We start from the raw sequence: 20,658 nt of genomic DNA, 5'->3' as shown, positions 1-20,658 counted from the left end.
TCAAATTTAATTAAAAACTTGCAGCCTTTGTGGTATGGCTATTGCTATTAATAAGCTATATTTAACAGATTTTTATAGATATGCCTCCCGTCACGAAAAATAAACTTTCGATTTCCCTTATCCTTATTTCGTCATTTGCTTTATTATTAACTTTTCAAAGCTGCAAAGAAAAGCATGACAAAATAGCCAATAATCTTTTCAAAATAACTAAAAACAAAGTCTTCAAAGATTTTGATGACGATGCATATGTCGTTGCGTTTAAAAAAGAGCTGGAGAATGAAAAATTAAAACTATCCAACGAACCTGTGGTTGAAGCCTTTTACAAAGCAAATAATTACCTGCCGGTATTTGTAATGGACCACCTTGCCAACGGCGACCTGGATGCCATACCTGATTTTTACGACAAAGCAACCGACCATGGCATCGATCCAAAACTATTTAGCACCACGAAACTAAAAGCTATGATTGCTAAGTTTCATGATGTAAACAGCATCAAAACTACAGATGAAGCTTATGCTGATCTGGCAAAATTGGAATTACTGGCAACCAGTTCATTAACAAAATATGCCAGTGCCATGCAGTTTGGCTTACTTAATCCCAAAAAAATCTATTCGAGGTATTTTACCGTAACCAAACGGCCAGACAGTACATCGATGAAAGCTGTGCTTATGGCCACAGATACAAGGGCGTACCTGGATAGCATCCAACCTAAAGACCCACAGTATATTGCCTTGCAAAATGCATACCTGCACGGTGATACGTTTGATGGCTTATCAAAAGAAGAAGCCCAACGGTATCTGTTGGTTAATATGGAACGTTTGCGCTGGCGAAACAAGCCTTATGAGCCCAAATATGTATATGTAAATATCCCGGATTACAGGCTTGATGTTTTTGAAAATGGCAAATCTGTATTAAATATGAAAGTTTGTGTTGGCCAGGGCCGAAATATGAGTGCGCAAAACAGCCTGATTAAATATGATGATACTTGTGCAATTGATAAACCATTCGCGCGTGAAACGCCGCAGTTGAGCAGCTTAATTCATAGCGTTGATGTAAACCCCGTATGGAACATACCACGAAGCATAGCCACCAAAGAAATTATAATAGAGGCCGCCAAAGACAGGTATTACCTATCCAACAAAAATATTGATGTTTACAAAGACGGAAACCTGATTGATAACCCCGAAGATGTTGACTGGAGTACTGTTACCAAAGACAACCTGGACTATGATTTTAAACAGCGGCCCGGGGAGGATAACTCTTTAGGAAAGATAAAATTCCTGTTTAAAAACAAAAGCAGTGTTTACCTGCATGATACCCCGGCAAAATCTGCATTCGGAAAAGCCATGCGGGCCGTGAGCCATGGTTGTGTGCGCCTTGGAGATCCACAGGCGCTGGCAAAAAACCTTTTTGGAGAGGGCGAAGAATTTGATACCATTGCAAAAGACATGGCTTCTGACAATCCAGACCCTACCAGCATAGCGCTGCCTAAAAAAACACCTATTTATATCACGTACGTTACCTGTTGGGCTGACGAAACTGGCACATTACAATTTAGGCAAGATGTATATGGACTGGACATTGTGCTATATGCTCACCTGAAAAAATTTCTGAGCAAATAAAAAAAATGCCCGGCTTGGTTAGGCCGGGCATTCAGATTTATAATTGGATAGGCTATATTTTATAGCTTTGCTATATCAAAAGATGTAGAATCGGCCGCTACCTGGTTTAAAAGTGCTGTTTCATCAAGATATTTTGAAGTGTAGGTATCATCATTACCATTGATAAAAAGCACTGATTTACCCTGGATGTTGTCGATCACAAAATTAACGACGTTGGGTGCTACAGCCGGGCAGCCGAAACTACGGCCTAAACGTCCCTGCTGGTCAATAGCACTTTGGCCTACGTATTTTGCTGCATGAACAACAATATCACGAAAACGGGCACTGGCATTAAAACCAGAATCCAATCCATCCAAATGCAACGACCGGCCATGTTTGCCTATGTAAACATTATCGGTAAGATAAAAACCTAAACTGCTTTGGTGCGAATCGTTACGATCAGAAAAGTGCTCGGCCATTTCCATTCCGCTTCCAGACCCATGGGCTACCCAGGTATTTAACAACAGTTGTTTACTAAATAAATTGACAATCCACATGCGTTTTTCGCGACTTGATTTACTGAAATCGACTATGGTTAACACCGCGCTATTTTCTGGTATTTTATGTGATAATTTCAGATTGGTATAACCGGTAAAGGCTTTTTCAAATACATCAAAAGCCAACCCCGATCCTTGCAACCCTGTAGCCACATAAAGGCTATTGACGTACTGATTAAATAACTCCTTGGCAGCAAGACCAGAATTTACCCCTCCGTTTGATTTGTTAGCATTTGGCGATCTCCAGCTAATAACCGTTGCAGAAAATAAAAAAATCGCCAATATTAAGCCCCAAAAACATTTCCTCATACTTGTGTTGAGTTTAATTTTTAATCAATAAGTTAAATTAGTGAAGGCTTAGAATTGATAAATTGACCGGTATTAGGAACCGGACAATTACAAATGTATAAATTTCAATCTAATTAAAAAATCATTTTTAACATATTTTTAGTTATTGTGAAATTTTATTTCAATAAAAGAAACTTTAATACAAGTTTATACGGTGGAAATAATGGAAAGGTTAGGATTATTTATTTAATCCATTTAACTTTATTTTCGAGGGGAACGGTTCTTTTTCCTTCGGGATTTTGATCGGCATAACCGAGGTACAATACGCCCATTACCTGATCCTCTTCACGCAACTGTAAAAATTCTTTAAAACCCGGTTTTAATATTGCACCACCTGTACTCCAGAATGAAGCCATACTTAAGGCTGTAGCGCCAAGCAGGATGTTTTGAATAGCGCTGGAAACTGCAGCCACCTCCTCAAAAGCTGGTATTTTTAGCAGGTTACCCCTCTCCATAATAGCGATAATAACATGGGAAGCTTTATCGCCCTGATGTTGCAGGTTATTGTAAACTGTTTCGTTATATTCTTCGGCGTTTACTCCTTGCTTATAAACGTCAGCATGAATTTGGCAAAACTTAGTAGGATCTTCATATACAATAAAGCGCCACGGCTCGGTAAAACCGTGTGTTGGCGCCCAATCAGCAAGTTCAAGCAGGGCAGCAACATGACCATTTGGGGCCTTGTGCCCGTTCATCATATTTGGCTTAACCGAACGACGAGTTTTTATAACGCTGGCAACGGCAGCAAAAGAATTAGAATCCATGGTTTTAAATTTAGTACATAGTATCAGGTAGTTAGTATCAAGTAAATATCATAGCGTCTTTTAAAAAATCTTGATACTTGATACTAACTACTTGATACTTAAAAGATCGGCGGAAATTTGCCTGGGTTTGCTTCACTTACAATGGCATAAACAGCCTCAACAATATCATCAAGAGATGGCTTGCTAAAGTAATCGCCATCTGAACCATACGGCGGGCGGTGCTCTTTCGCAGTTAATGTACGCGGCTGGCTATCCAACGAGTAATAACCTTTTTGGACTTCAACGATTTGTTGAATAATATAGGCCGATGCTGCGCCCGGAACATCCTCGTCAACAACCAGCAGCTTATTTGTTTTCTTCAACGAAACACCACAAAGGTTCTCTTTATCAAAAGGATATAAAGTTTGCGGGTCGATAACTTCAATGTTAATACCCATTTTTTCCAACTCTTCGGCAGCCTCTAAAACGATACGCAACGTTGAGCCGTATGACACCACGGTAACATCGGCCCCCTCCCGCATAATCTCGGCCTTACCCAGCGGAACGGTAAACTCGCCAACGTTTGCAGGGAGTTTTTCTTTCAGGCGATAGCCGTTAAGGCTTTCGATAACCAATGCTGGTTCATCACCGCGCAGCAAAGTGTTGTACATACCTGCGGCCTGGGTCATGTTACGTGGCACGCAGATATGAAACCCGCGCATGGAGCCTAATATCATCCCTAATGGTGAGCCCGAATGCCAGATACCTTCCAGGCGGTGCCCGCGGGTGCGTATAATTAACGGCGCTTTTTGCCCGCCGAAAGTACGGTAACTCAGGCTACCAATATCATCGCAGATAACCGTCATAGCATATATCAGGTAATCAAGATATTGAATTTCGGCAATCGGCTTTAAGCCACGCATAGCCAACCCCATACCCTGCCCAATAATGGAGGTTTCACGGATACCGGTATCAGTTATCCGCAAATCGCCATACTTGCTTTGCAGGCCGGCAAATCCCTGGTTTACATCTCCTATGGCGCCTACGTCTTCACCGAATGCGACAATGGTTTTATCCCTTGCAAAATTGGCGTCGAAACAAGCGTTTAAAACTTCACGGCCATCAATTGAGCGCGCATCATCACTGTAGGTTGCAGGAACAACGGGCACATAAAGAGGTGATTGTGGTGTATTTGAAAATAACTTTGTGTTGTATCTTTCGTTATTTTTTTCCTTTTCAGTATTTAACCAGTTTACGAGTATTTGCCTTTCAGCCGAGTCCTCCTTAGCGGTAGCCCTCAAAGTTTTCCTTACAGCAGAGACAATTTCTTTGCGGCCGGCGTCATAACTTTTATGCAATTCGGCTACTATTTCTGTCAATTGTTGTTTAACAGAAACACCTTCGGCAAATTGTTCAATCATTTTGGCCGCTTCTTCCAGTTCGGCATTTATCAGGGTTACTAACTCCCCTGCTGCTTCGCGCTGGCAGTCGCGTACATATTTTTTGGCCTCTGCTTCTAATTCATCCAGCTCTTGTTCGGTTGAGATGGCCGAAGCTATCATCCATTGGCGCATTTTTAGCAAACAATCGTGCTCATCCTCCCAGGTCAGGCGATCTTTTGATTTATATCGTTCGTGTGAACCCGACGTTGAATGGCCTTGTGGCTGTGTCATCTCGGTAACGTGGATCAGTACCGGAACATGTTCTTCGCGGCATAAAGTAATGGCACGGGCGTAGGTTTCGCAAAGTGCTATATAATCCCAACCTTTTACTTTAAAAATCTCGAAACCATTTGAGCCATTTTCGCGCTGAAAACCTTTTAATATTTCAGAAATATCTTCTTTGGTAGTTTGGAGCTTAGCCGGCACCGAAATAGCATAGGCATCGTCCCAGATGGATATGGCCATCGGCACCTGTAGCACGCCCGCTGCGTTGAAGCATTCAAAAAAAACGCCTTCGGATGTGGCACCATTACCAATACTCCCAAAGGCAACCTCGTTGCCATTAACCGAAAACTGTTTAAGATATTCTAATTCTTTATTTTGCCGGTATAGTTTTGAAGCATAAGCCAAACCCAGCAAACGTGGCATATGACCGCCTGTGGTTGATATATCCGATGAGCAATTCATCGTATCGGCCTGGTTTATCCAACTGCCATCGGCATTGATAAAACGGGTGGCATAGTGGCAATTCATTTGCCGGCCAGCCGAAGCAGGATCTTTTTCTACATCAGGATGGGCATAAAGCTGGGCAAAAAATTCCCTCAGGTTGCTCATGCCCGTGGCAAACATAAAAGTTTGGTCGCGGTAATAGCCTGCGCGCCAATCGCCGGCGCGGAAGGCTTTGGCCATAGCCAGTTGTGCAACCTCTTTGCCATCGCCAAAAATACCAAACTTGGCCTTGCCCGTTAATACCTCTTTGCGGCCTATAATACTGGCTTGTCTGCTCTCATAACCAATACGATAATCTTCAATAACGATCTTTTTAAAATCATCAAAACTAAGCTCTGCGGTATCAAATTTACTGGTGGCACGAATTGCAGTTCCAGGCATATAAAATTTCGTTTAGACGGTAAAATTATAAAATTCTATTTTGTATTTGGTATAGTAACACTTAAAACATGAAGTATTGCTAATAGTTTTGTTATTACGTTAAACCTTTTATATTTGTATTAATCAAATATAGTATATGAAAAAGATATTAATGATCTGCGCAGTGGTTTTGGGTTTTGCCTTCACTGCATCGGCACAAGATAACCAAAAGGCCGAGTTTAAATTCAACGAAGAGAAGCATGACTTTGGGAAAGTACCCCAGGGTACACCTGTTACTACCGTTTTTGAATTTACAAACATTGGTAAAGAGCCACTTATACTTACCGAAGTAAGGCCAACCTGCGGTTGCACTATTGCAGATTATACCAAAACCCCTGTAAAAAGCGGTGATAAAGGTTTAATTAAAATCACTTATAACGCTGCAGTGGCTGCCCCTTTTAACAAAACTATCGTGGTTAAATCAAACGCGGTTACACCCGAAAAATATTTAAATATTATAGGTGAAGTTATTGCCAAACCGGCCTCAAGTAAATAAACTCCAGCCAAACCCTCCCCGGAAGGGAGGCTTAAATAAAATATTGAACACCGCGACGCGGTGTTTTTTTTTGAAATTCATTTGACAATCATTATAATGAATCCGGATTTTAACCAGGGCAACTGTTTTCAGAGCCGGATAATTTTTTTGTAATTTTGCACATGCCAAAAATATCTCAGAAAGGGCAGCGAATGCCCGCATCTCCTATTCGTAAATTAACACCTTATGCTGACCAGGCTAAGCTGGACGGCAAAAAAGTGTACCATTTAAATATTGGGCAACCGGATATTCAAACGCCTGAAGGCATGTTAAATGCCATTAAAAACATTGATTTTAAAGTTTGGGCCTATACCCCATCCGAGGGTACTTTGAGCTATCGTAAAAAGCTTACACAGTACTATAACAAATTAGGCTACAATATTACGCCGGATAACATCATTGTAACCACCGGCGGGTCTGAAGCCATTACCATAGCTATGATGGCCTGTTTAGATTCAGGTGATGAAGTAATAATTCCTGAACCTTTTTATGCCAATTACAATGGTTTTGCCAGCCAGAGTGATATTGTTGTAAAACCTATCTTATCATACATTGATAACGGATTTGCCCTGCCCCCTATCAGCGAATTTGAAAAGCTGATTACTGATAAAACCAAGGCTATTATCATTTGCAATCCTAACAATCCAACAGGGTACCTGTATTCGCAGGAAGAATTGGAGGCTTTAAGGGCATTGTGTTTAAAATACGATCTGTACTTGTTTTCAGACGAGGCTTACCGCGAGTTTTGCTACGATGGCCGTAAATTTATTTCGCCCATGCATTTAGAAGGGTTGGATGATAACGTGGTGGTTATGGATACCGTAAGCAAACGTTACAGCGCATGCGGCGCCCGTTTAGGCTGCCTGATCACTAAAAACGTAGCATTACGCACAGCGGCGTTAAAATTTGCCCAGGCCCGTTTGAGTGCAGGCATGGTTGAACAAATTGCCGGCGAGGCAGCCGTTGATACGCCCGATGAATATTTTGAAGCTGTAAATAAAGAGTATACCAGCAGGCGAAACACCCTGGTAACCGCATTAAATAACATAGATGGGGTTTATTGCCCCAATCCCGGAGGCGCTTTTTATGTAGTGGCACAGCTCCCTATTGACAATGCCGATAAGTTTTGCCAATGGATGCTGGAGACCTTCAGTTACAACAATCAAACTGTAATGATGGCGCCCGCAACGGGTTTCTACAGCACCCCAGGCGCCGGGATAAATGAAGTACGCATGGCCTATGTACTTAACAACGACGACTTAAAAAGCGCCATGATTTGTTTGGAGGAGGCTTTGAAGGTGTATCCCGGAAAAGTAGTGGCGACGGAGCAGCTTGCCGTTAAAAATTAGTGATTTTCAGTAAGTATTTATTTGATAATGTTTTACAACAAAACCCGGCGGTAAGCCGGGTTTTGTTGTAAAACTAGAATTTTTTAATGCCCTCCGAATAACTTATTCAAATTACCATACGGCTTCGCATGGTCTGCATAGCTAAAAGTACCGTTTTGAAGTATCTCTTCTGCCGCCCTAAAAACCGCCCCGTAAGCTGCCCGGATGAGCGATGAGCCAATACTTACACGCTTCACGCCAATATCTTCGAGCATATTCAACGAAAAATCGCTGCCCGAAAGGCCCATAACTACATTAACCGGGCGCGGCGCTACAGCCTTAACCACTGCCTCAATTTCCTGGCGCGTTTTAAGGCCGGGTGCAAATAACACATCGGCTCCGGCATCGGCAAAGGCCACAAGCCGTTTAATGGTATCTTTTAAATCGGGCCTGCCATATATCAAATTTTCGGCCCTGGCAGTTAATGTAAACGGATACGGGCTATCACCGGCAGCTTGTACGGCAGCCTTCACCCGTTCAACAGCCAATTCAAACGGGTAAATGGGATCGGCCGGATTCCCGGTGGCATCTTCAATAGAGCCTCCTGCTAAACCGATATTTGCAGCAAGGTTAATCGTTTCAGCACAAACCATAGGGTCGTCACCATAGCCATTTTCCAGGTCGGCAGATACCGGCAAACTGGTTGCCGCAATGATATTTTTCACATTCTGCAACGTCTCCTCCCGTGTAATGGAAGCATGCCCATCAGGCTTACCCAAAGAGAAGGCAAGCCCGGCGCTTGTTGTAGCAAGCGCCTTGAACCCCAACGATTCCAAAATCATTGCCGACCCCGCATCCCAGGGATTAGGAACTACAAAAATACCAGCCCTTTGATGCAGCATTTTAAACTCATTGGCCCTGGCTTCAAATAAATTTGCTGTAGATGTACTCATAAGATTATTGGTTAGATGGATAACAAACAAATCTATTGGATATTTGTGATTTCAAGCAAGACTATTTAGGTTCAGTAGTTAAATTTGGATTAGTAAGCTGCCGGAATTTGTGCCAATTAAAAAAACTATGATGGCATTATAAATATTTAACTTATTTTCAACCTATGAGTAAACTAAGTAAGGCATTTGAGCTTTTTGATGCTTATAATAAGCAGGATCCACGCAGTTTTACATGGGAAGGTGTAACTGAGCCGCAAGAATACTTTTTTGCTGTTAAATTATATGAATGGGTTTTAAAATTAGCTCCGGACGCTGGTGAAGAATTATTATTGGCATCCAGAAGTCAGCACATTGGGCGTTGGGAAATTCCGCGTGAAGATTACCCGGAGGGACGTGAGCCATACCTGAAATGGCGTAAAGACCTGGCCCTGCACCATGCCGCCATTGCAGACCGTTTAATGAAAGATGCTGGTTATGACGACGAAACATCGGATCGTGTTAAACAAATCATCCTGAAGAAACGAATTAAGGTTGATGCTGATGTGCAGACCATGGAAAATGCGCTTTGCCTGGTATTCCTGCAATTACAATATGAAGAATTCAGAAAAAAATACGAGCAGGAACCGGAGAAAATAATTAATATCCTTCGGAAATCATTATTAAAAATGGACGGACACGGGCATCAGTTCGCATTAAAATTGCCTTATTCGGAAAATGGGTTAGCGTTAATCAATGAGGCCTTAAGCAAGTTGTAATTATAACGGGGCTGTAAGTAAGTTTTTGTAGCGCAGATGAGTTATAAACTGTCCTGATGAGGCAGTTTGTCATATTGTAGAAATGTAAAATAATGTCAAAGCTTAATTTTATTTCGCCTTTTTTTATTGTTTCCGATGTAACCGATTCGATTGATTTCTATGTAACTAAACTTGGGTTTGAAGTTCGGTACATGGGGCCCGAGGGTGATCCGTTTTTTGCCATGGTGGGCCGTGGCCCCGTTTCCATAATGCTAAAGGCAATTACAGCCGACATAAAACCCATCCCCAATCCTACCCGACACGAATGGGCCGCCTGGGATGCATACATTTCTACCGAAGATCCTGATATTTTATTTGAAGAATTCAGCCTGGCCGGCATAAGCTTCCGGCAACCTATCCACAACAACAGCGACGGGCTGCGCGGTTTTGAAGTAACAGATGCCGATGGCTATGTTTTATTTTTTGGTCGGCCTATCGTAGCCTAAAAGTAGCCCTTTATAAATTTGAAGCTGCCTTTCTAGCGCTGCCTGTTGCGTGCGGGTTACCCTTACAACATCATAGTATTTATCGCCATCGTATCTAACTTTTGCTTTTTTGGAAATGGCTATCCTTACCAGCATGGAAAGGTTTGCCTCAGGGACTTCTTCGTCGCTCCATTCCCATGTTGCACCGTCGCCATTATCTCTTTTAAAATCAGGCGCGTAATCAAAATTTTCGCCACCGGCATTGAAAGTCATATTTTTAATGAATAACCAATCCTTTGAGGTGTATTGAGTGGTAAACCGGAGTGTGTAACTACTGTCCTCCGTACTAATATAGGCGAATATGCCATTGATATTCACATAACGTGGGGAGCTTTGATCATAGATAAATGTATTGCCCGAAAACCGATCATGTTTTTTGCGCGCATTGCGATAAAGTTTTCTGAACGTTGCGGCATCCACTACAATTGAAGACAATTCTTTGACTGCAGATTTCGACGATGCACCTTGCTTTGCCTCATTACTAATTATTACACCGGCGCTGTCTTTTTTTGCCTTATTGATCGACGCAACGCTGTCAATAGCAACCGAATCGGCTGTATTGTTAGTGGTATTTTCAATGGCGTAATTATGGATTGTGGTTATCAGCCCTATTAACACCAACACGCAGATGGTGATGATGATTGCTCCAGAACTGCTATTTTTTTCTTGACTAACGCCAGGATTCGCCCGTGAAGTTTCAACAGGCTGAAAGGCTTCTTCATCCTCGCTTAACGGCGTGGCGGAGGGCGACACCTCGCTTATCGCAGTTTCAAATATGCTGCCGCAGTAAGCACATTTGATAGTTGTATTAGCTGCTGATTCCAGTTCGGCACCGCAATTACTACATTTACTTAATTTCCGGGGATCCATGAACTTTAACGTATTTGGCGAAATTTGATAGATTTCCTCCCTGATGCTAAAAGGTCTACGTTACCGCTCCGTACCCGGGCAAGCGCGGCATAATAGTCTGCAACAGTCTTTTTATACAGTACTTTTACCATCAATAGCGGGAGCAAGCCCAGAAAAAACGCACCGCGTAACAACCAATAAAACCCTACAGGCTCACTAAAAATGATGTTATTTAAAGAGTGATTCTTGAAGTCAAAATAATCTCCGGCAAATGCTGTCAATGCAGCGCGTAAAACCAGGACACCAAACCAAAGCCCTAAGCCGATTAACAGATATTTTTTATAAACAGTCGATTGTTGAGGAGGTTCGAAACTGGCATCAGCCGGTCTCCTGCCGTTTAGTTCCCCGGTCACATCGTCCATGTAAATGGCGTAGTCATTCCCATGGTAATAATATACTGCCCGCCAGCCGGGGTAATAAAATTTACTGGCCGATTTAGTGTCATATTTTAAATAGTGTTGATGTTTATGCGCCGGATCGGTACTAGTAAGTTCGCTATAAACCTGGTTAGCCGCTTGTAACTGGCCCAAATTATCCCAGGCTTTTTGTTCCGGTTGGCTATCAGTTAATTTAATACCGTCTGTTTGGATAGCATTAACTGGAATTATTAGCTTTTTGTCGACACGATTGACAAAGACCGCCATGTTTTCTCCCTCCGCCTTACTTTCACCGCCGTAAACCGAAACTGAAAAATTGCCACTAAGCGGAGTGTTCTGACTAAGTACTTTTCCGTTATTATCAATCGTGTTATAATAACCAGTATAAGTACCACTAAACTGGTAAAACGGAACATATATCTGCTCGACGGGCAGGAACTCCGCTTCGAATAACAGGTTGACGGGCGTTTTATCGCCGCTGCTGAGAAACTTAATTACCGCATCTCTGAATTTTGAAAGGTCATTCCTGAAACGAATGCAGCCCGCATCAGGTGCCGGCCCGGTTATTGAATGCTCAGTTGATTTATTCGTCTTAAAAGCGCTTCCGCAATAGGGGCATTTATTAGTATTTGTTGTGAAATCGTATTCGAGGTTTGCGCCGCAATTACTACAGGCATTGCTGCCGCTGACGGGTTGTGTGGTAGCCGGTTCCATTTATTTAAGCTGTTCAAATGTTTGTATCGCAATCAGGCCCAGGTTTTTGTAGCTGATAGTTTCGTTCATTGCAGAGAAAACATATGCATCTTCAAAATTACTGAGCATGGCCAATTCCGCTTTTGCTTCCTCGACCTCGTTCAATCCCAGGTAGCAGTTGATGATGGAATAATGAGCTTTAGCGGCCGTACGGCCGAATTCCCTGGTATTATCATCCTGATAAATTGTGGCATCCGGATAGTTCTGAATGAGTTCGCGAAAGATAAGAATGGCGGACTTAAAGGAGTTCATGTGAAAATGACAAAGTCCGGCATTATACAAGGCATCATCCGCCAGTTCATGATCTGGATAAAGCCGGGTAATGTCCATGAATTGCCGCATGGCGTCAAATAGTAATTGTTGCTGAACCAGTTGGCTGGCTGCAGCAAACAATTCATATGGATGACTATTCGTCATAAGTGGATAAGGTTATATAAGACTTAACAATTGTGCTTTCTTTTGATCAAACTCAGCTTGGGTAATAATCCCCAAATCCAAAAGGCTTTTAAGATCCTTGAGTTTTTCGATAGGCGATTTCTGTTCGGGCATCGAAGTACCTGGCTGTATAGTTGGCGCCATAGCCTGCTGAACCATTTGCGGCATCATAAAACCCATCCCCAGCCCAACCCCACCGCCTACGGTTTGTCCTGCAATTCCGTTGACGTTATTTGCAGCATCCTGAATCGACATGGCCATTTTGTATTTCATAAACTCATCCATATTACCCAGGGCCGACATGCCCGATCGTTGATCGATCATCTCCTGAACTTCTTCGGGCACGGAAATTGAGCCAACGTAAAAATTGTGCAGTGATAAACCCAGATTCTGAAAGTCGGGCTCTAGCGCTGCTTTTACATTTTCGTTAATGGTATCATAAGCCGAGGGCAAATCCATAACCGATTGTGCTTGTTTTCCAAGTATCCCGGTTAGTTTAGATACAATAATATTTTTTAAGTAATCGGCAATATCAGCATCCTGGTACATGCCCATTGTGCCTACTATTTGATTTACAAACACGCGGGAATCTGATATCTGGATGGTGTAATTACCAAAAGCACGTAAGCGTACCATTTTCAGATCTCGGTCAGCAAACAAAATTGGTTCTTGCGTGCCCCATTTCAGATTGGTAAATAGTTTTTTATTGGTGAAATAAACCTCGGCGCGGAACGGTGAATTAGGGCCATAAGCAAAACTCGTAACCCATTTTGTAATCACCGGAAAATTACGCGTTTCCAGCATATAACGCCCCGCCGCAAAAACGTCTACTACCTGGCCATCCCTAAAAAAAATTGCTTCCTGTGTTTCGCGTACAGTCAGTTGCGCGCCCCATTTGATTTCTGTAGGTCCGTTATCCGGAACCCGCTTTACCATTACACTTCCCGAGTTATCTAAAAACTCAAGAACTTCGACTAATTCAGGCATATATAATTGTGACAATGATTAATGTTCAAGGCTAATATAAATTATTTATTTTTAAAATAAACATATTACTATTACAATGAAGCCGATTGAATTACGCAGAGACCTGATTTAGCCTAAGTTAATGAAGCGCAACACGCCTTTTAGAAAAACCGCTTATTCAAATTTAAAAGGTTAAATGCTAAACCATCGTTTTCTTCCATTTCCCACGCTTAAATAATATGTAAGCGGCTATGGTCAATCCTATTTCAGAAATGGGGATGGTTACAAAAACGCCCGTTGGACCCATTTCAAAATACTTAGCCATTAAATAAGCGAAAGGAATTTGGAATAACCAAAATGTAAAAACGTTAATTTTTGTTGGTGTCCAGGTATCGCCGGCACCATTAAACGCGCTGGTTAAAACCATACCAACACCATAAATAATAAAGCCCCCGCTTAAAATTTGCAAAGAGCGGGTGGCTATCTTCTTAACCTCTTCATCGTCTGTAAAAAATGAGGCAAACAAATGTCCGCAGGTTAAAAACAGGATGCTCACGATGCCTAAAAACACAACCGTATATTTTATAGTTTGAAATACCGATTGTTCTGCCCTCTCCAGATGCCCGGCCCCCAAATTTTGCCCAACCAATGTTGCGGCCGCATTGCTCAAACCCCAGGCGGGCAGCAGGAAAAACATCATCAGCCGGAGCGATGTTTGATAACCGGCAGAGCCATGGTCTCCCCCTGTTGTGGCAACCAATTGTGCCAAAAATATCCAGCTGCAACTGGCTATTACAAATTGTAAAATACCCGGCGCAGCAATTTTTATAATCGCCTTAATCTGTTGCCAATCGGGTATAAAATAGCTTATGCGGATTTTTAAGGCATTTTTGCCATTAAATAAATTGTAAACCTGGTAAGTAACGCCTAAACCACGGCCAATGCTGGTGGCTATGGCTGCTCCTGTTAATCCAAAAGCAGGAATTGGCCCAAGCCCCCTGATAAAAATAGGACATAAAATAATGTTTGCCATATTGGCAATCCACAAGCTGCGCATGGCTATAGCGGCATTACCGGCACCTCTGAAAATCCCGTTAATCAAAAACAACAATACAATGATGATGCTACCCCCCATCATAATGCGAACGAATGGAGTTCCATGATCTGCCGTTTCTGCAGAAGCGCCCATAATCAAAAGCAGCCCCCGGGCATGTAAAAAGCCAAAAATACTTATGCCCAGATTAATAAGTACCGCTATAATGATGGTTTGCATTCCGGCTTTTGATGCGGCTTCAGGATTTTTTTCGCCAATACGGCGGGCAACAACTGCCGTTGCAGCCATACTTAAACCTATGGCCAGCGAATATATTACGGTTAAAACAGATTCGGTTAAACCCACTGTTTGAATAGCGTGACTGCTGTTTTTTAAATGGCCTACAAAATAAAGGTCGACCAGTGCAAAAACAGATTCCATGGCCATTTCCAGCATCATGGGGATAGCTAATAAAACAATTGCCCTTTTTATGCTGATGGAGGTCAAATCAACTTCCTGACCCTTTATTGCCTGTTTTAAAACCGAGAAAAAAGAAGATACCTTACCCTTTGCAGTAAATGATTGTGACATAAATATAAGCTTGTGTTTTTTAGGGAGCGGCGTTTTATCTGATACCCTGGATAGCAAATATAATGAAACCTTTGATTAGGCAGGTAGTGATTAAGAATCAATTTTAGCTTAGGTTATTACTCAAATAAAACATCCAGGCTTTAGCCTGTGGTCGGTATTATCACCATACCACTTCCGGTCGGCCTTACGGAAGCCTATATTATACAGATTTGCAACTAAAGCATATGTAAAATACATGCTTTGGCTGGTGCGGTGATAACACCAACCAGAAGCTGAAAGACCATCGAAACCTTTAAGTGCACCGTTGTCCGGTTCGGGTACTAAAACGTCCGGTTAGCCTCAGAACTGCTCACGCCGGGGGGCGCTGCTCAGCTAATTTTGTTCTCAAGAAAAGCAAATAAATCGCTTGAAAACAATAAAACTGAGCATTATGAAAAATCAACTTAACAACCGCCGTTATTTATTTCCAGGGTTTACCGCATTAATCCTGATCGTTACCCTGTTTGTGGTAACACCAACTGCGGATGCGCAACAAGCAACCCCTAATACTTTACCCACCTGCTTTACCGAAATAAAACAGATCAATGCTGGCGTATTAAACGTAGGTTACGCCGAGGCCGGGCCAGCAAACGGAACCCCCGTAATATTATTACATGGCTGGCCTTATGACATTAACAGTTATTCAGGGGTATCAGCCATACTAACTGCAAAAGGATATCACGTTATTGTTCCCTACTTAAGAGGATATGGGTTAACCCGTTTCCTTTCCGCAAAAACACCAAGGAACGGACAACAAGCAGCCTTAGCGCAGGATATTGTAGCATTCATGGATGCTTTAAAAATTCCTAAAGCAATTATAGGCGGCTTTGACTGGGGTGCCCGCACCGCAGATATCATAGCCGCTTTATATCCTGAAAGGTGTAAAGCCCTGGTATCTGTAAGTGGTTACCTGATAGGCAGCCAACAGGCAAACATAGCGCCGCTTGCACCTAAAGCAGAGTTAACCTGGTGGTATCAATATTATTTTGCTACCGAGCGTGGCCGTGCCGGTTATACAGCCAATACAAACGAATTCAACCGTTTAATCTGGCAAACCGCCTCACCGCAATGGCACTTTAATGATAGCACTTATGCACGATCAGCTACGGCTTTTAACAACCCGGATCATGTGGCTATCGTGATCTCTAACTATCGCTGGCGTTTGGGGCTGGAAAAAGGCGAAGCCAAATATGATGCCCTGGAAACGAAATTAGCCACAGCACCAATAATTTCGGTACCTACCGTTACGCTTGAAGGTGATGCCAATGGCGCAGCGCACCCAGCCCCGGCCCAATATGCCGCAAAATTTTCAGGAAAATATGCGCATCATACTTTAGCGGGTGGTATTGGCCACAACCTGCCGCAGGAAGCTCCCCAGGCCTTTGCCGACGCGATTGTGGAAGCTGATGGCCTGGCTAAATAAACAAACTTTTTAATATCAAATTCAAATAAATATCATCAAAATGGAAAATCATCAAGTTGTAGAAAACGCTGTAATTACAGTTGAAAAAGTTTTATATACCGGGAAAGTACACGTATCAGGTGGCAGAGACGGAATTGCAAAAAGCACAGACGGCAGGCTGGATATTAACCTGAGTTCCCCTGGCACCAAGGGCGTTGGCACCAACCCGGAACAATTGTTTGCCGCCGGCTGGTCTGCCTGTTTCATAGGCGCTATGCGCCACAATGCGGCAAAACAACAATTTATATTGCCCGAAGACGCGTCTGTTGATGCCGAGGTGGACCTGGGTACTAATGAAAATGGCTTTTTGCTGCAGGCGCGTTTAAACGTTAACCTACCCGGGTTGTCGGCCGGGCAAGCAAAAGCAGTAGTAACAGCCGCTCATGATACCTGCCCTTATTCCAAAGCCACCCGGGGCAATATCAATGTAACAATTAATGTGGCTGTTTAACACCGATTCATTGGTTAAGAAAAGCAGGAGGCATTTGAACAAAGTGTTCCTGCTTTTTGCATAGCTTTGGTCATCGCTTATCATGAAAAGTCAAAAATTGAAAATAACGGCAGCAGTCATCTGGATCAGTTCTATTACCATCGGACTGTTATCATCTGTACCGCAGATCGCCCAGCAACATTTTAATTTGACAGAGGCGGCTGTAAATGCAGGTATTACTTCGGCTTTTGCACTGTTAATGTGGTACGTGAACATCTATATATTTTCTTATCAGTCCGAAAGGTCGCCCAAACGGCAGATATCATATCCAAGGCTTGTCAATAGTTTGTTGATCGGTATTGGGGTAATGTTCGGGTTGGCATGGATACAACAACTTATCCTGTCGCATATCAACTTCGGGCCGGTGATGCTAATGATAGAAGTTCGCGGTATCCTGATTAACCTCGTTTTCTACATGTTCCTGCAGTTGTTGCAGCAAAACTATGAAAACCAGTATGTCAATATGGAACTGGAACGCATGAAAAACGACAACCTGGGGGCGCAATATGAATTGTTAAAGCAACAGGTCAATCCGCACTTTTTGTTCAATAGCTTAAACACGCTGAAAGCGATGGTGGAAGCCGGTGATAGTGAATCGGTGGATTTTATACTCAAGCTTTCTAATTTTTACCGCTACACATTGGAAAGCCGAAAACTCGATTTAATCAAAGTTGCCGATGAAATGGAGATCGTCAAAGCCTACATATTTCTACAGAGCGCCCGGTTTGAGGGCGGTTTTACCTTTAAAATTGAATTAGATGAGCAGGTATCAGAAACGCTTATTCCACCATTCACCCTGCAACTCTTGGTAGAAAATTGCATCAAACACAATGTTGTATCGACAGATAAACCGCTGCATATCCGCCTATATGCGGAGGCCGATCAAATCATCATCGAAAACCCGGTACGTTTAAAAACAGGCGATCACAATTCGACGGGCGTAGGCTTAAGGAATGTCCAGCAGCGTTACCATCACCTGCTGGAAAAACAAGTAGCAATCGTTAATGACGGGAAACTTTTCCAGGTCAAACTACCACTTATTTATGAACATCATCATCATTGAAGACGAGCTGAGAACAGCTAAATCATTAGAGAATATTATACTGGGCCTGCGCGCCGATGCCCGGATCACCGGCCAGTATCAAAGCGTGGAAAGATCTATAGAAGCACTGGCAAATAATCCGCAGCCCGATTTGATCTTTATGGATATCCAGTTAGCCGACGGTTTATCTTTTGAAATCTTTAAGTCCGTCCACATCACGTGCCCGGTGGTGTTTTGCACGGCTTTTGATGAATATTCATTAGAGGCATTTAAACGCAACGGGGTTGATTATGTGCTTAAACCTTTTTCAAAGGATGATATAGCAGAAGCTTTCAGAAAAGTAGATGCACTTAAAAACTTCTTTCAACAAAAAGCAATGCCCGACCTAAGCGACCTACTATCTAAATTAGGGTCGCCGGCCGGCAAAACCAGCTTCCTGGTTTTCAAAAATCAGAAGTATACAACTGTGCATACCGACAATATTGCCTTTTTCTATATTCGGAATGATGCAACCTCTATCATGTGTTTCGACAGGCAGGAATATGCTATCAGCCAGTCGCTTGATCAAATTACCAATACCGTCTCCTCCAAGCAGTTCTTTAGAATTAACCGGCAATACCTGGTTAACTTTAAAGCGATAAAAGAGGTGGAGCATTATTTTCTGCGCAAGCTGTATGTCCGGTTGATGGTTGAAACGCCGGAAAAGCTGCTGATCAACAAAGAAAAATCGACCGCGTTCCTTTCCTGGATGGAAGAGCGGTAGCAAAGCCCATTTTAGCCTGCGGTCGGTATTATCACTGCACCAATTCCGGTTGGCCTTACGGAAGCCCGGCATTATACAGATTTGCAACTAAAGCATATGTAAAATACATGCTTTGGCTGGTGCGGTGATAACGTCGACCAAAAGCTGAGTAATACTAAAAATATTTGCTTTTTGCGCCTTGCTTACAGCTCGATAGAGGTGCTATTAGCCTGTTGTCGGTGTTATCTCATTTTGGCGCAGGTCTTATCTATGGGGCTTTGAGCTATAGGTGACCTTTGCTTCGCGATACGTTTTGTAAAACAAGTCACAAGTCATCAACCCGCAGGCTGCTGCACAAGAGTTGCGCTAAGGGGGATTTCAGTTTGTAAGTGAAACAGTTTGACAATTTTCAACAAAATCTCCAAAAATTGGATCAAACTTTACTATCTAAAGCAATTCTCGGTCAGCCTGATAACACCGACCAGAAGCTGAATGGGCCTACCACTTGATCCGATAGGTTTCTTTCTCTGCGGCTTTCCATAACGCGGCAAGCCGCTCCTCCGCAGGCGTATACAACCCATAGCCAAGTTCATTCAAAAGCTTCACGGTCATTTCAATAACCTGGGTCACGCTGGCTAAATTCCAACCGCTAAGTTGCTGCTGGTTTTGGTATTGTATCGCAATCACCATGGGTTCGATCCAGTTCAATTCAAAAATGGTTTGCAATGTCGCTTTGGTGCTGATACTCGGCTGAAGATAGGTCTGCACCCAACTTCTTTTGATACTGGAATCAGCGCTACGCGCAAAAGCGACGAAGTCGACCTGATCAAAAGCTGGTTTGTATTTAGGACTCTGGTTTTCGTAATAATAGTAGAAATCTTTCACAAGCCCTTTCAGCCAGCGTTCGGCATAAAAGAACCTGTTGCCGCCAGGTAACTCGCATTTTGCGTAAAGCGCCGCTAAATGTTCATCCGCGGTTTTGCCCAACGCAGTATATGCCTCAAATGGATCTTTATCTCCAAATTCACGCACGAGCAGATGTTCCATACTTGCCGAAAGCTGTTGTTCGCGTTGCCTGCGCAGGCTTTCGACATCCAGGCCTTTACTGATATTGTATTCGCGGAGCAAATCCATCATACCGTACCGCTCCTTGTCCGGCATGGCAGCGAGTTGCAGCAGCGCCATAGGCATCAGGTCTGTGCTTGGCTCACTGACTTGGACATTGAAACCGAGCTCGCTCATCCGCTGATTCAACTGCTTATTCCGGAAGGAGGCTTTTAACAGCATGCCCGGTAAAGCGAACACCTGCAGTACGCGCCCATATCTGGGGTCTCGGTCATAGCGGTCGTATTCCTGCTCATTGTAGCGTCTGGACGTCTCAAAGACTGCCGATTCGAAATCAGCTACCTCTTCTCGCCAGATCAACCAAAGGCCGTAGTTCTGATCTGCTACGCGGGCATGTTCTTTTTTAGCATCCAGCAACATTTCCCGCAGCACCCCGGCCGCCACCTGGGGATTATATCCAGACAGCATCGGATTATTGGCTACGGTGTCTCGGAGCTGTCCGGTCTCAAGTGCAGACATAATGGTCTCATCAGCCAGCGCGGCGACTTTTAAACGCCGGCCGATATGAAAAAGGACTGCATAATAGAATTTAACATTTTCGGCGACGAGGTCCTTCAGCAGGTCTTTAACGAAAAAATCTTCCGGTCTTTCATTGTCGCGGCGTCCAAAATTATCGGTATTCTCCCGTGTGAAATTAACGAGCCATCTCACCAATTGATCATTGCGCAATGCTTCAGGCAGCATTGACAATGCGGAAAGATCCAGCGTTTCGCCAACGTTTCCTTCGATCAGGACAGGGGTCAGTTGCTCAAAATCCAT

The 20,658-nt window shown here is 43.2% G+C and carries 19 protein-coding genes; 9 read left to right on the top strand and 10 right to left on the bottom strand.

The genetic code is table 11. The features are described 5' to 3' along the window. The first annotated feature begins 80 nt into the window (after positions 1 to 80). On the top strand, positions 81 to 1,622 hold the full coding sequence (locus BMX56_RS16000; protein ID WP_090650048.1) for a L,D-transpeptidase family protein: 1,542 nt from the start codon (positions 81 to 83) through the stop codon (positions 1,620 to 1,622). A gap of 59 nt (positions 1,623 to 1,681) precedes the next feature. Here BMX56_RS16000 and BMX56_RS15995 read toward each other — a convergent pair whose 3' ends face one another. The 3 genes from BMX56_RS15995 to BMX56_RS15985 all read right to left on the bottom strand — a co-directional run bounded on the left by BMX56_RS15995 (position 1,682) and on the right by BMX56_RS15985 (position 5,801). Next, positions 1,682 to 2,467 carry a murein L,D-transpeptidase catalytic domain family protein gene (locus tag BMX56_RS15995; RefSeq protein WP_090650046.1) on the bottom strand — a complete coding sequence of 262 codons (786 nt, stop codon included), beginning with the start codon at positions 2,465 to 2,467 and terminating at the stop codon, positions 1,682 to 1,684. Positions 2,468 to 2,688: 221 nt separating this feature from the next. Continuing rightward, positions 2,689 to 3,270 (bottom strand): nitroreductase family protein, encoded by a 582-nt coding sequence (locus tag BMX56_RS15990; protein ID WP_090650043.1) that lies wholly within the window; start codon positions 3,268 to 3,270, stop codon positions 2,689 to 2,691. 98 nt (positions 3,271 to 3,368) lie between these two features. Then, a complete protein-coding gene (locus BMX56_RS15985) occupies positions 3,369 to 5,801 on the bottom strand; it encodes a thiamine pyrophosphate-dependent enzyme (RefSeq protein ID WP_090650040.1) in 2,433 nt (810 codons plus the stop codon). 136 nt (positions 5,802 to 5,937) lie between these two features. Here BMX56_RS15985 and BMX56_RS15980 point away from each other — a divergent pair, with 136 nt between their 5' ends. Next, positions 5,938 to 6,336, top strand: a complete 399-nt coding sequence (locus BMX56_RS15980; RefSeq protein WP_090650036.1) for a DUF1573 domain-containing protein — start codon at positions 5,938 to 5,940, stop codon at positions 6,334 to 6,336. A 161-nt stretch (positions 6,337 to 6,497) separates the two neighbouring features. Beyond that, a complete protein-coding gene (locus BMX56_RS15975) occupies positions 6,498 to 7,724 on the top strand; it encodes a pyridoxal phosphate-dependent aminotransferase (protein WP_090650032.1) in 1,227 nt (408 codons plus the stop codon). Positions 7,725 to 7,807: 83 nt separating this feature from the next. Here BMX56_RS15975 and BMX56_RS15970 read toward each other — a convergent pair whose 3' ends face one another. Next, positions 7,808 to 8,656 (bottom strand): isocitrate lyase/PEP mutase family protein, encoded by an 849-nt coding sequence (locus tag BMX56_RS15970; protein ID WP_090650030.1) that lies wholly within the window; start codon positions 8,654 to 8,656, stop codon positions 7,808 to 7,810. Positions 8,657 to 8,820: 164 nt separating this feature from the next. Here BMX56_RS15970 and BMX56_RS15965 point away from each other — a divergent pair, with 164 nt between their 5' ends. Further along, a complete protein-coding gene (locus BMX56_RS15965) occupies positions 8,821 to 9,411 on the top strand; it encodes a DUF4202 domain-containing protein (RefSeq protein ID WP_090650026.1) in 591 nt (196 codons plus the stop codon). A gap of 92 nt (positions 9,412 to 9,503) precedes the next feature. Further along, positions 9,504 to 9,896 (top strand): VOC family protein, encoded by a 393-nt coding sequence (locus tag BMX56_RS15960; RefSeq protein WP_090650022.1) that lies wholly within the window; start codon positions 9,504 to 9,506, stop codon positions 9,894 to 9,896. Here BMX56_RS15960 and BMX56_RS15955 read toward each other — a convergent pair. From BMX56_RS15955 to BMX56_RS15935, 5 genes are all read right to left on the bottom strand, one after another. Beyond that, a complete protein-coding gene (locus tag BMX56_RS15955) occupies positions 9,867 to 10,805 on the bottom strand; it encodes a TFIIB-type zinc ribbon-containing protein (protein WP_090650019.1) in 939 nt (312 codons plus the stop codon). The genes BMX56_RS15960 and BMX56_RS15955 overlap by 30 nt on opposite strands. 5 nt (positions 10,806 to 10,810) lie before the next feature. Continuing rightward, a complete protein-coding gene (locus tag BMX56_RS15950; RefSeq protein ID WP_090650016.1) occupies positions 10,811 to 11,935 on the bottom strand; it encodes a TFIIB-type zinc ribbon-containing protein in 1,125 nt (374 codons plus the stop codon). Further along, complete coding sequence (locus tag BMX56_RS15945) at positions 11,936 to 12,391, bottom strand: tetratricopeptide repeat protein (protein ID WP_090650014.1); 456 nt, start codon at positions 12,389 to 12,391, stop codon at positions 11,936 to 11,938. A 12-nt stretch (positions 12,392 to 12,403) separates the two neighbouring features. Then, entirely contained in the window at positions 12,404 to 13,396 is a 993-nt protein-coding gene (locus tag BMX56_RS15940) for an SPFH domain-containing protein (RefSeq protein ID WP_090650011.1), read from the bottom strand. A gap of 178 nt (positions 13,397 to 13,574) precedes the next feature. Continuing rightward, positions 13,575 to 14,999, bottom strand: a complete 1,425-nt coding sequence (locus BMX56_RS15935; RefSeq protein ID WP_090650446.1) for an MATE family efflux transporter — start codon at positions 14,997 to 14,999, stop codon at positions 13,575 to 13,577. 430 nt (positions 15,000 to 15,429) lie between these two features. Here BMX56_RS15935 and BMX56_RS15930 point away from each other — a divergent pair, with 430 nt between their 5' ends. From BMX56_RS15930 to BMX56_RS15915, 4 genes are all read left to right on the top strand, one after another. Next, positions 15,430 to 16,461 carry an alpha/beta fold hydrolase gene (locus tag BMX56_RS15930; protein ID WP_090650442.1) on the top strand — a complete coding sequence of 344 codons (1,032 nt, stop codon included), beginning with the start codon at positions 15,430 to 15,432 and terminating at the stop codon, positions 16,459 to 16,461. A 40-nt stretch (positions 16,462 to 16,501) separates the two neighbouring features. Then, a complete protein-coding gene (locus tag BMX56_RS15925; protein ID WP_090650009.1) occupies positions 16,502 to 16,951 on the top strand; it encodes an organic hydroperoxide resistance protein in 450 nt (149 codons plus the stop codon). Positions 16,952 to 17,033: 82 nt separating this feature from the next. After that, the gene (locus tag BMX56_RS15920) at positions 17,034 to 18,053 is read left to right on the top strand and encodes a sensor histidine kinase (protein WP_090650007.1); all 1,020 of its coding nucleotides are present in this window, start codon (positions 17,034 to 17,036) and stop codon (positions 18,051 to 18,053) included. After that, positions 18,034 to 18,795, top strand: a complete 762-nt coding sequence (locus tag BMX56_RS15915) for a LytR/AlgR family response regulator transcription factor (RefSeq protein ID WP_090650004.1) — start codon at positions 18,034 to 18,036, stop codon at positions 18,793 to 18,795. The genes BMX56_RS15920 and BMX56_RS15915 overlap by 20 nt, the downstream gene beginning before the upstream one ends. A 477-nt stretch (positions 18,796 to 19,272) precedes the next feature. On the opposite strand, the gene BMX56_RS15910 is transcribed toward BMX56_RS15915, so the two are convergent. After that, on the bottom strand, positions 19,273 to 20,658 hold the full coding sequence (locus tag BMX56_RS15910) for a hypothetical protein (RefSeq protein WP_090650002.1): 1,386 nt from the start codon (positions 20,656 to 20,658) through the stop codon (positions 19,273 to 19,275).

Origin of the sequence: Mucilaginibacter sp. OK283 (assembly GCF_900110415.1) — a bacterium.
GTDB lineage: Bacteria > Bacteroidota > Bacteroidia > Sphingobacteriales > Sphingobacteriaceae > Mucilaginibacter.
Note: the sequence above shows the minus strand (reverse complement) of the source record. Positions and strands in the feature narration are given on the sequence as shown.

Excerpts from the sequence above, each read along its gene's own strand:
- BMX56_RS15915 (WP_090650004.1), top strand. The coding sequence starts at position 18,034 with ATGAACATCATCATCATTGAAGACGAGCTGAGAACAGCTAAATCATTA.
- BMX56_RS15990 (WP_090650043.1), bottom strand. The coding sequence starts at position 3,270 with ATGGATTCTAATTCTTTTGCTGCCGTTGCCAGCGTTATAAAAACTCGT.
- BMX56_RS15980 (WP_090650036.1), top strand. The coding sequence starts at position 5,938 with ATGAAAAAGATATTAATGATCTGCGCAGTGGTTTTGGGTTTTGCCTTC.
- BMX56_RS15925 (WP_090650009.1), top strand. The coding sequence starts at position 16,502 with ATGGAAAATCATCAAGTTGTAGAAAACGCTGTAATTACAGTTGAAAAA.
- BMX56_RS15985 (WP_090650040.1), bottom strand. The coding sequence starts at position 5,801 with ATGCCTGGAACTGCAATTCGTGCCACCAGTAAATTTGATACCGCAGAG.
- BMX56_RS15975 (WP_090650032.1), top strand. The coding sequence starts at position 6,498 with ATGCCAAAAATATCTCAGAAAGGGCAGCGAATGCCCGCATCTCCTATT.
- BMX56_RS15930 (WP_090650442.1), top strand. The coding sequence starts at position 15,430 with ATGAAAAATCAACTTAACAACCGCCGTTATTTATTTCCAGGGTTTACC.
- BMX56_RS15950 (WP_090650016.1), bottom strand. The coding sequence starts at position 11,935 with ATGGAACCGGCTACCACACAACCCGTCAGCGGCAGCAATGCCTGTAGT.
- BMX56_RS15960 (WP_090650022.1), top strand. The coding sequence starts at position 9,504 with ATGTCAAAGCTTAATTTTATTTCGCCTTTTTTTATTGTTTCCGATGTA.
- BMX56_RS15995 (WP_090650046.1), bottom strand. The coding sequence starts at position 2,467 with ATGAGGAAATGTTTTTGGGGCTTAATATTGGCGATTTTTTTATTTTCT.
- BMX56_RS15945 (WP_090650014.1), bottom strand. The coding sequence starts at position 12,391 with ATGACGAATAGTCATCCATATGAATTGTTTGCTGCAGCCAGCCAACTG.
- BMX56_RS15935 (WP_090650446.1), bottom strand. The coding sequence starts at position 14,999 with ATGTCACAATCATTTACTGCAAAGGGTAAGGTATCTTCTTTTTTCTCG.
- BMX56_RS15970 (WP_090650030.1), bottom strand. The coding sequence starts at position 8,656 with ATGAGTACATCTACAGCAAATTTATTTGAAGCCAGGGCCAATGAGTTT.
- BMX56_RS15920 (WP_090650007.1), top strand. The coding sequence starts at position 17,034 with ATGAAAAGTCAAAAATTGAAAATAACGGCAGCAGTCATCTGGATCAGT.
- BMX56_RS15955 (WP_090650019.1), bottom strand. The coding sequence starts at position 10,805 with ATGGATCCCCGGAAATTAAGTAAATGTAGTAATTGCGGTGCCGAACTG.
- BMX56_RS16000 (WP_090650048.1), top strand. The coding sequence starts at position 81 with ATGCCTCCCGTCACGAAAAATAAACTTTCGATTTCCCTTATCCTTATT.
- BMX56_RS15940 (WP_090650011.1), bottom strand. The coding sequence starts at position 13,396 with ATGCCTGAATTAGTCGAAGTTCTTGAGTTTTTAGATAACTCGGGAAGT.
- BMX56_RS15965 (WP_090650026.1), top strand. The coding sequence starts at position 8,821 with ATGAGTAAACTAAGTAAGGCATTTGAGCTTTTTGATGCTTATAATAAG.
- BMX56_RS15910 (WP_090650002.1), bottom strand. The coding sequence starts at position 20,658 with ATGGATTTTGAGCAACTGACCCCTGTCCTGATCGAAGGAAACGTTGGC.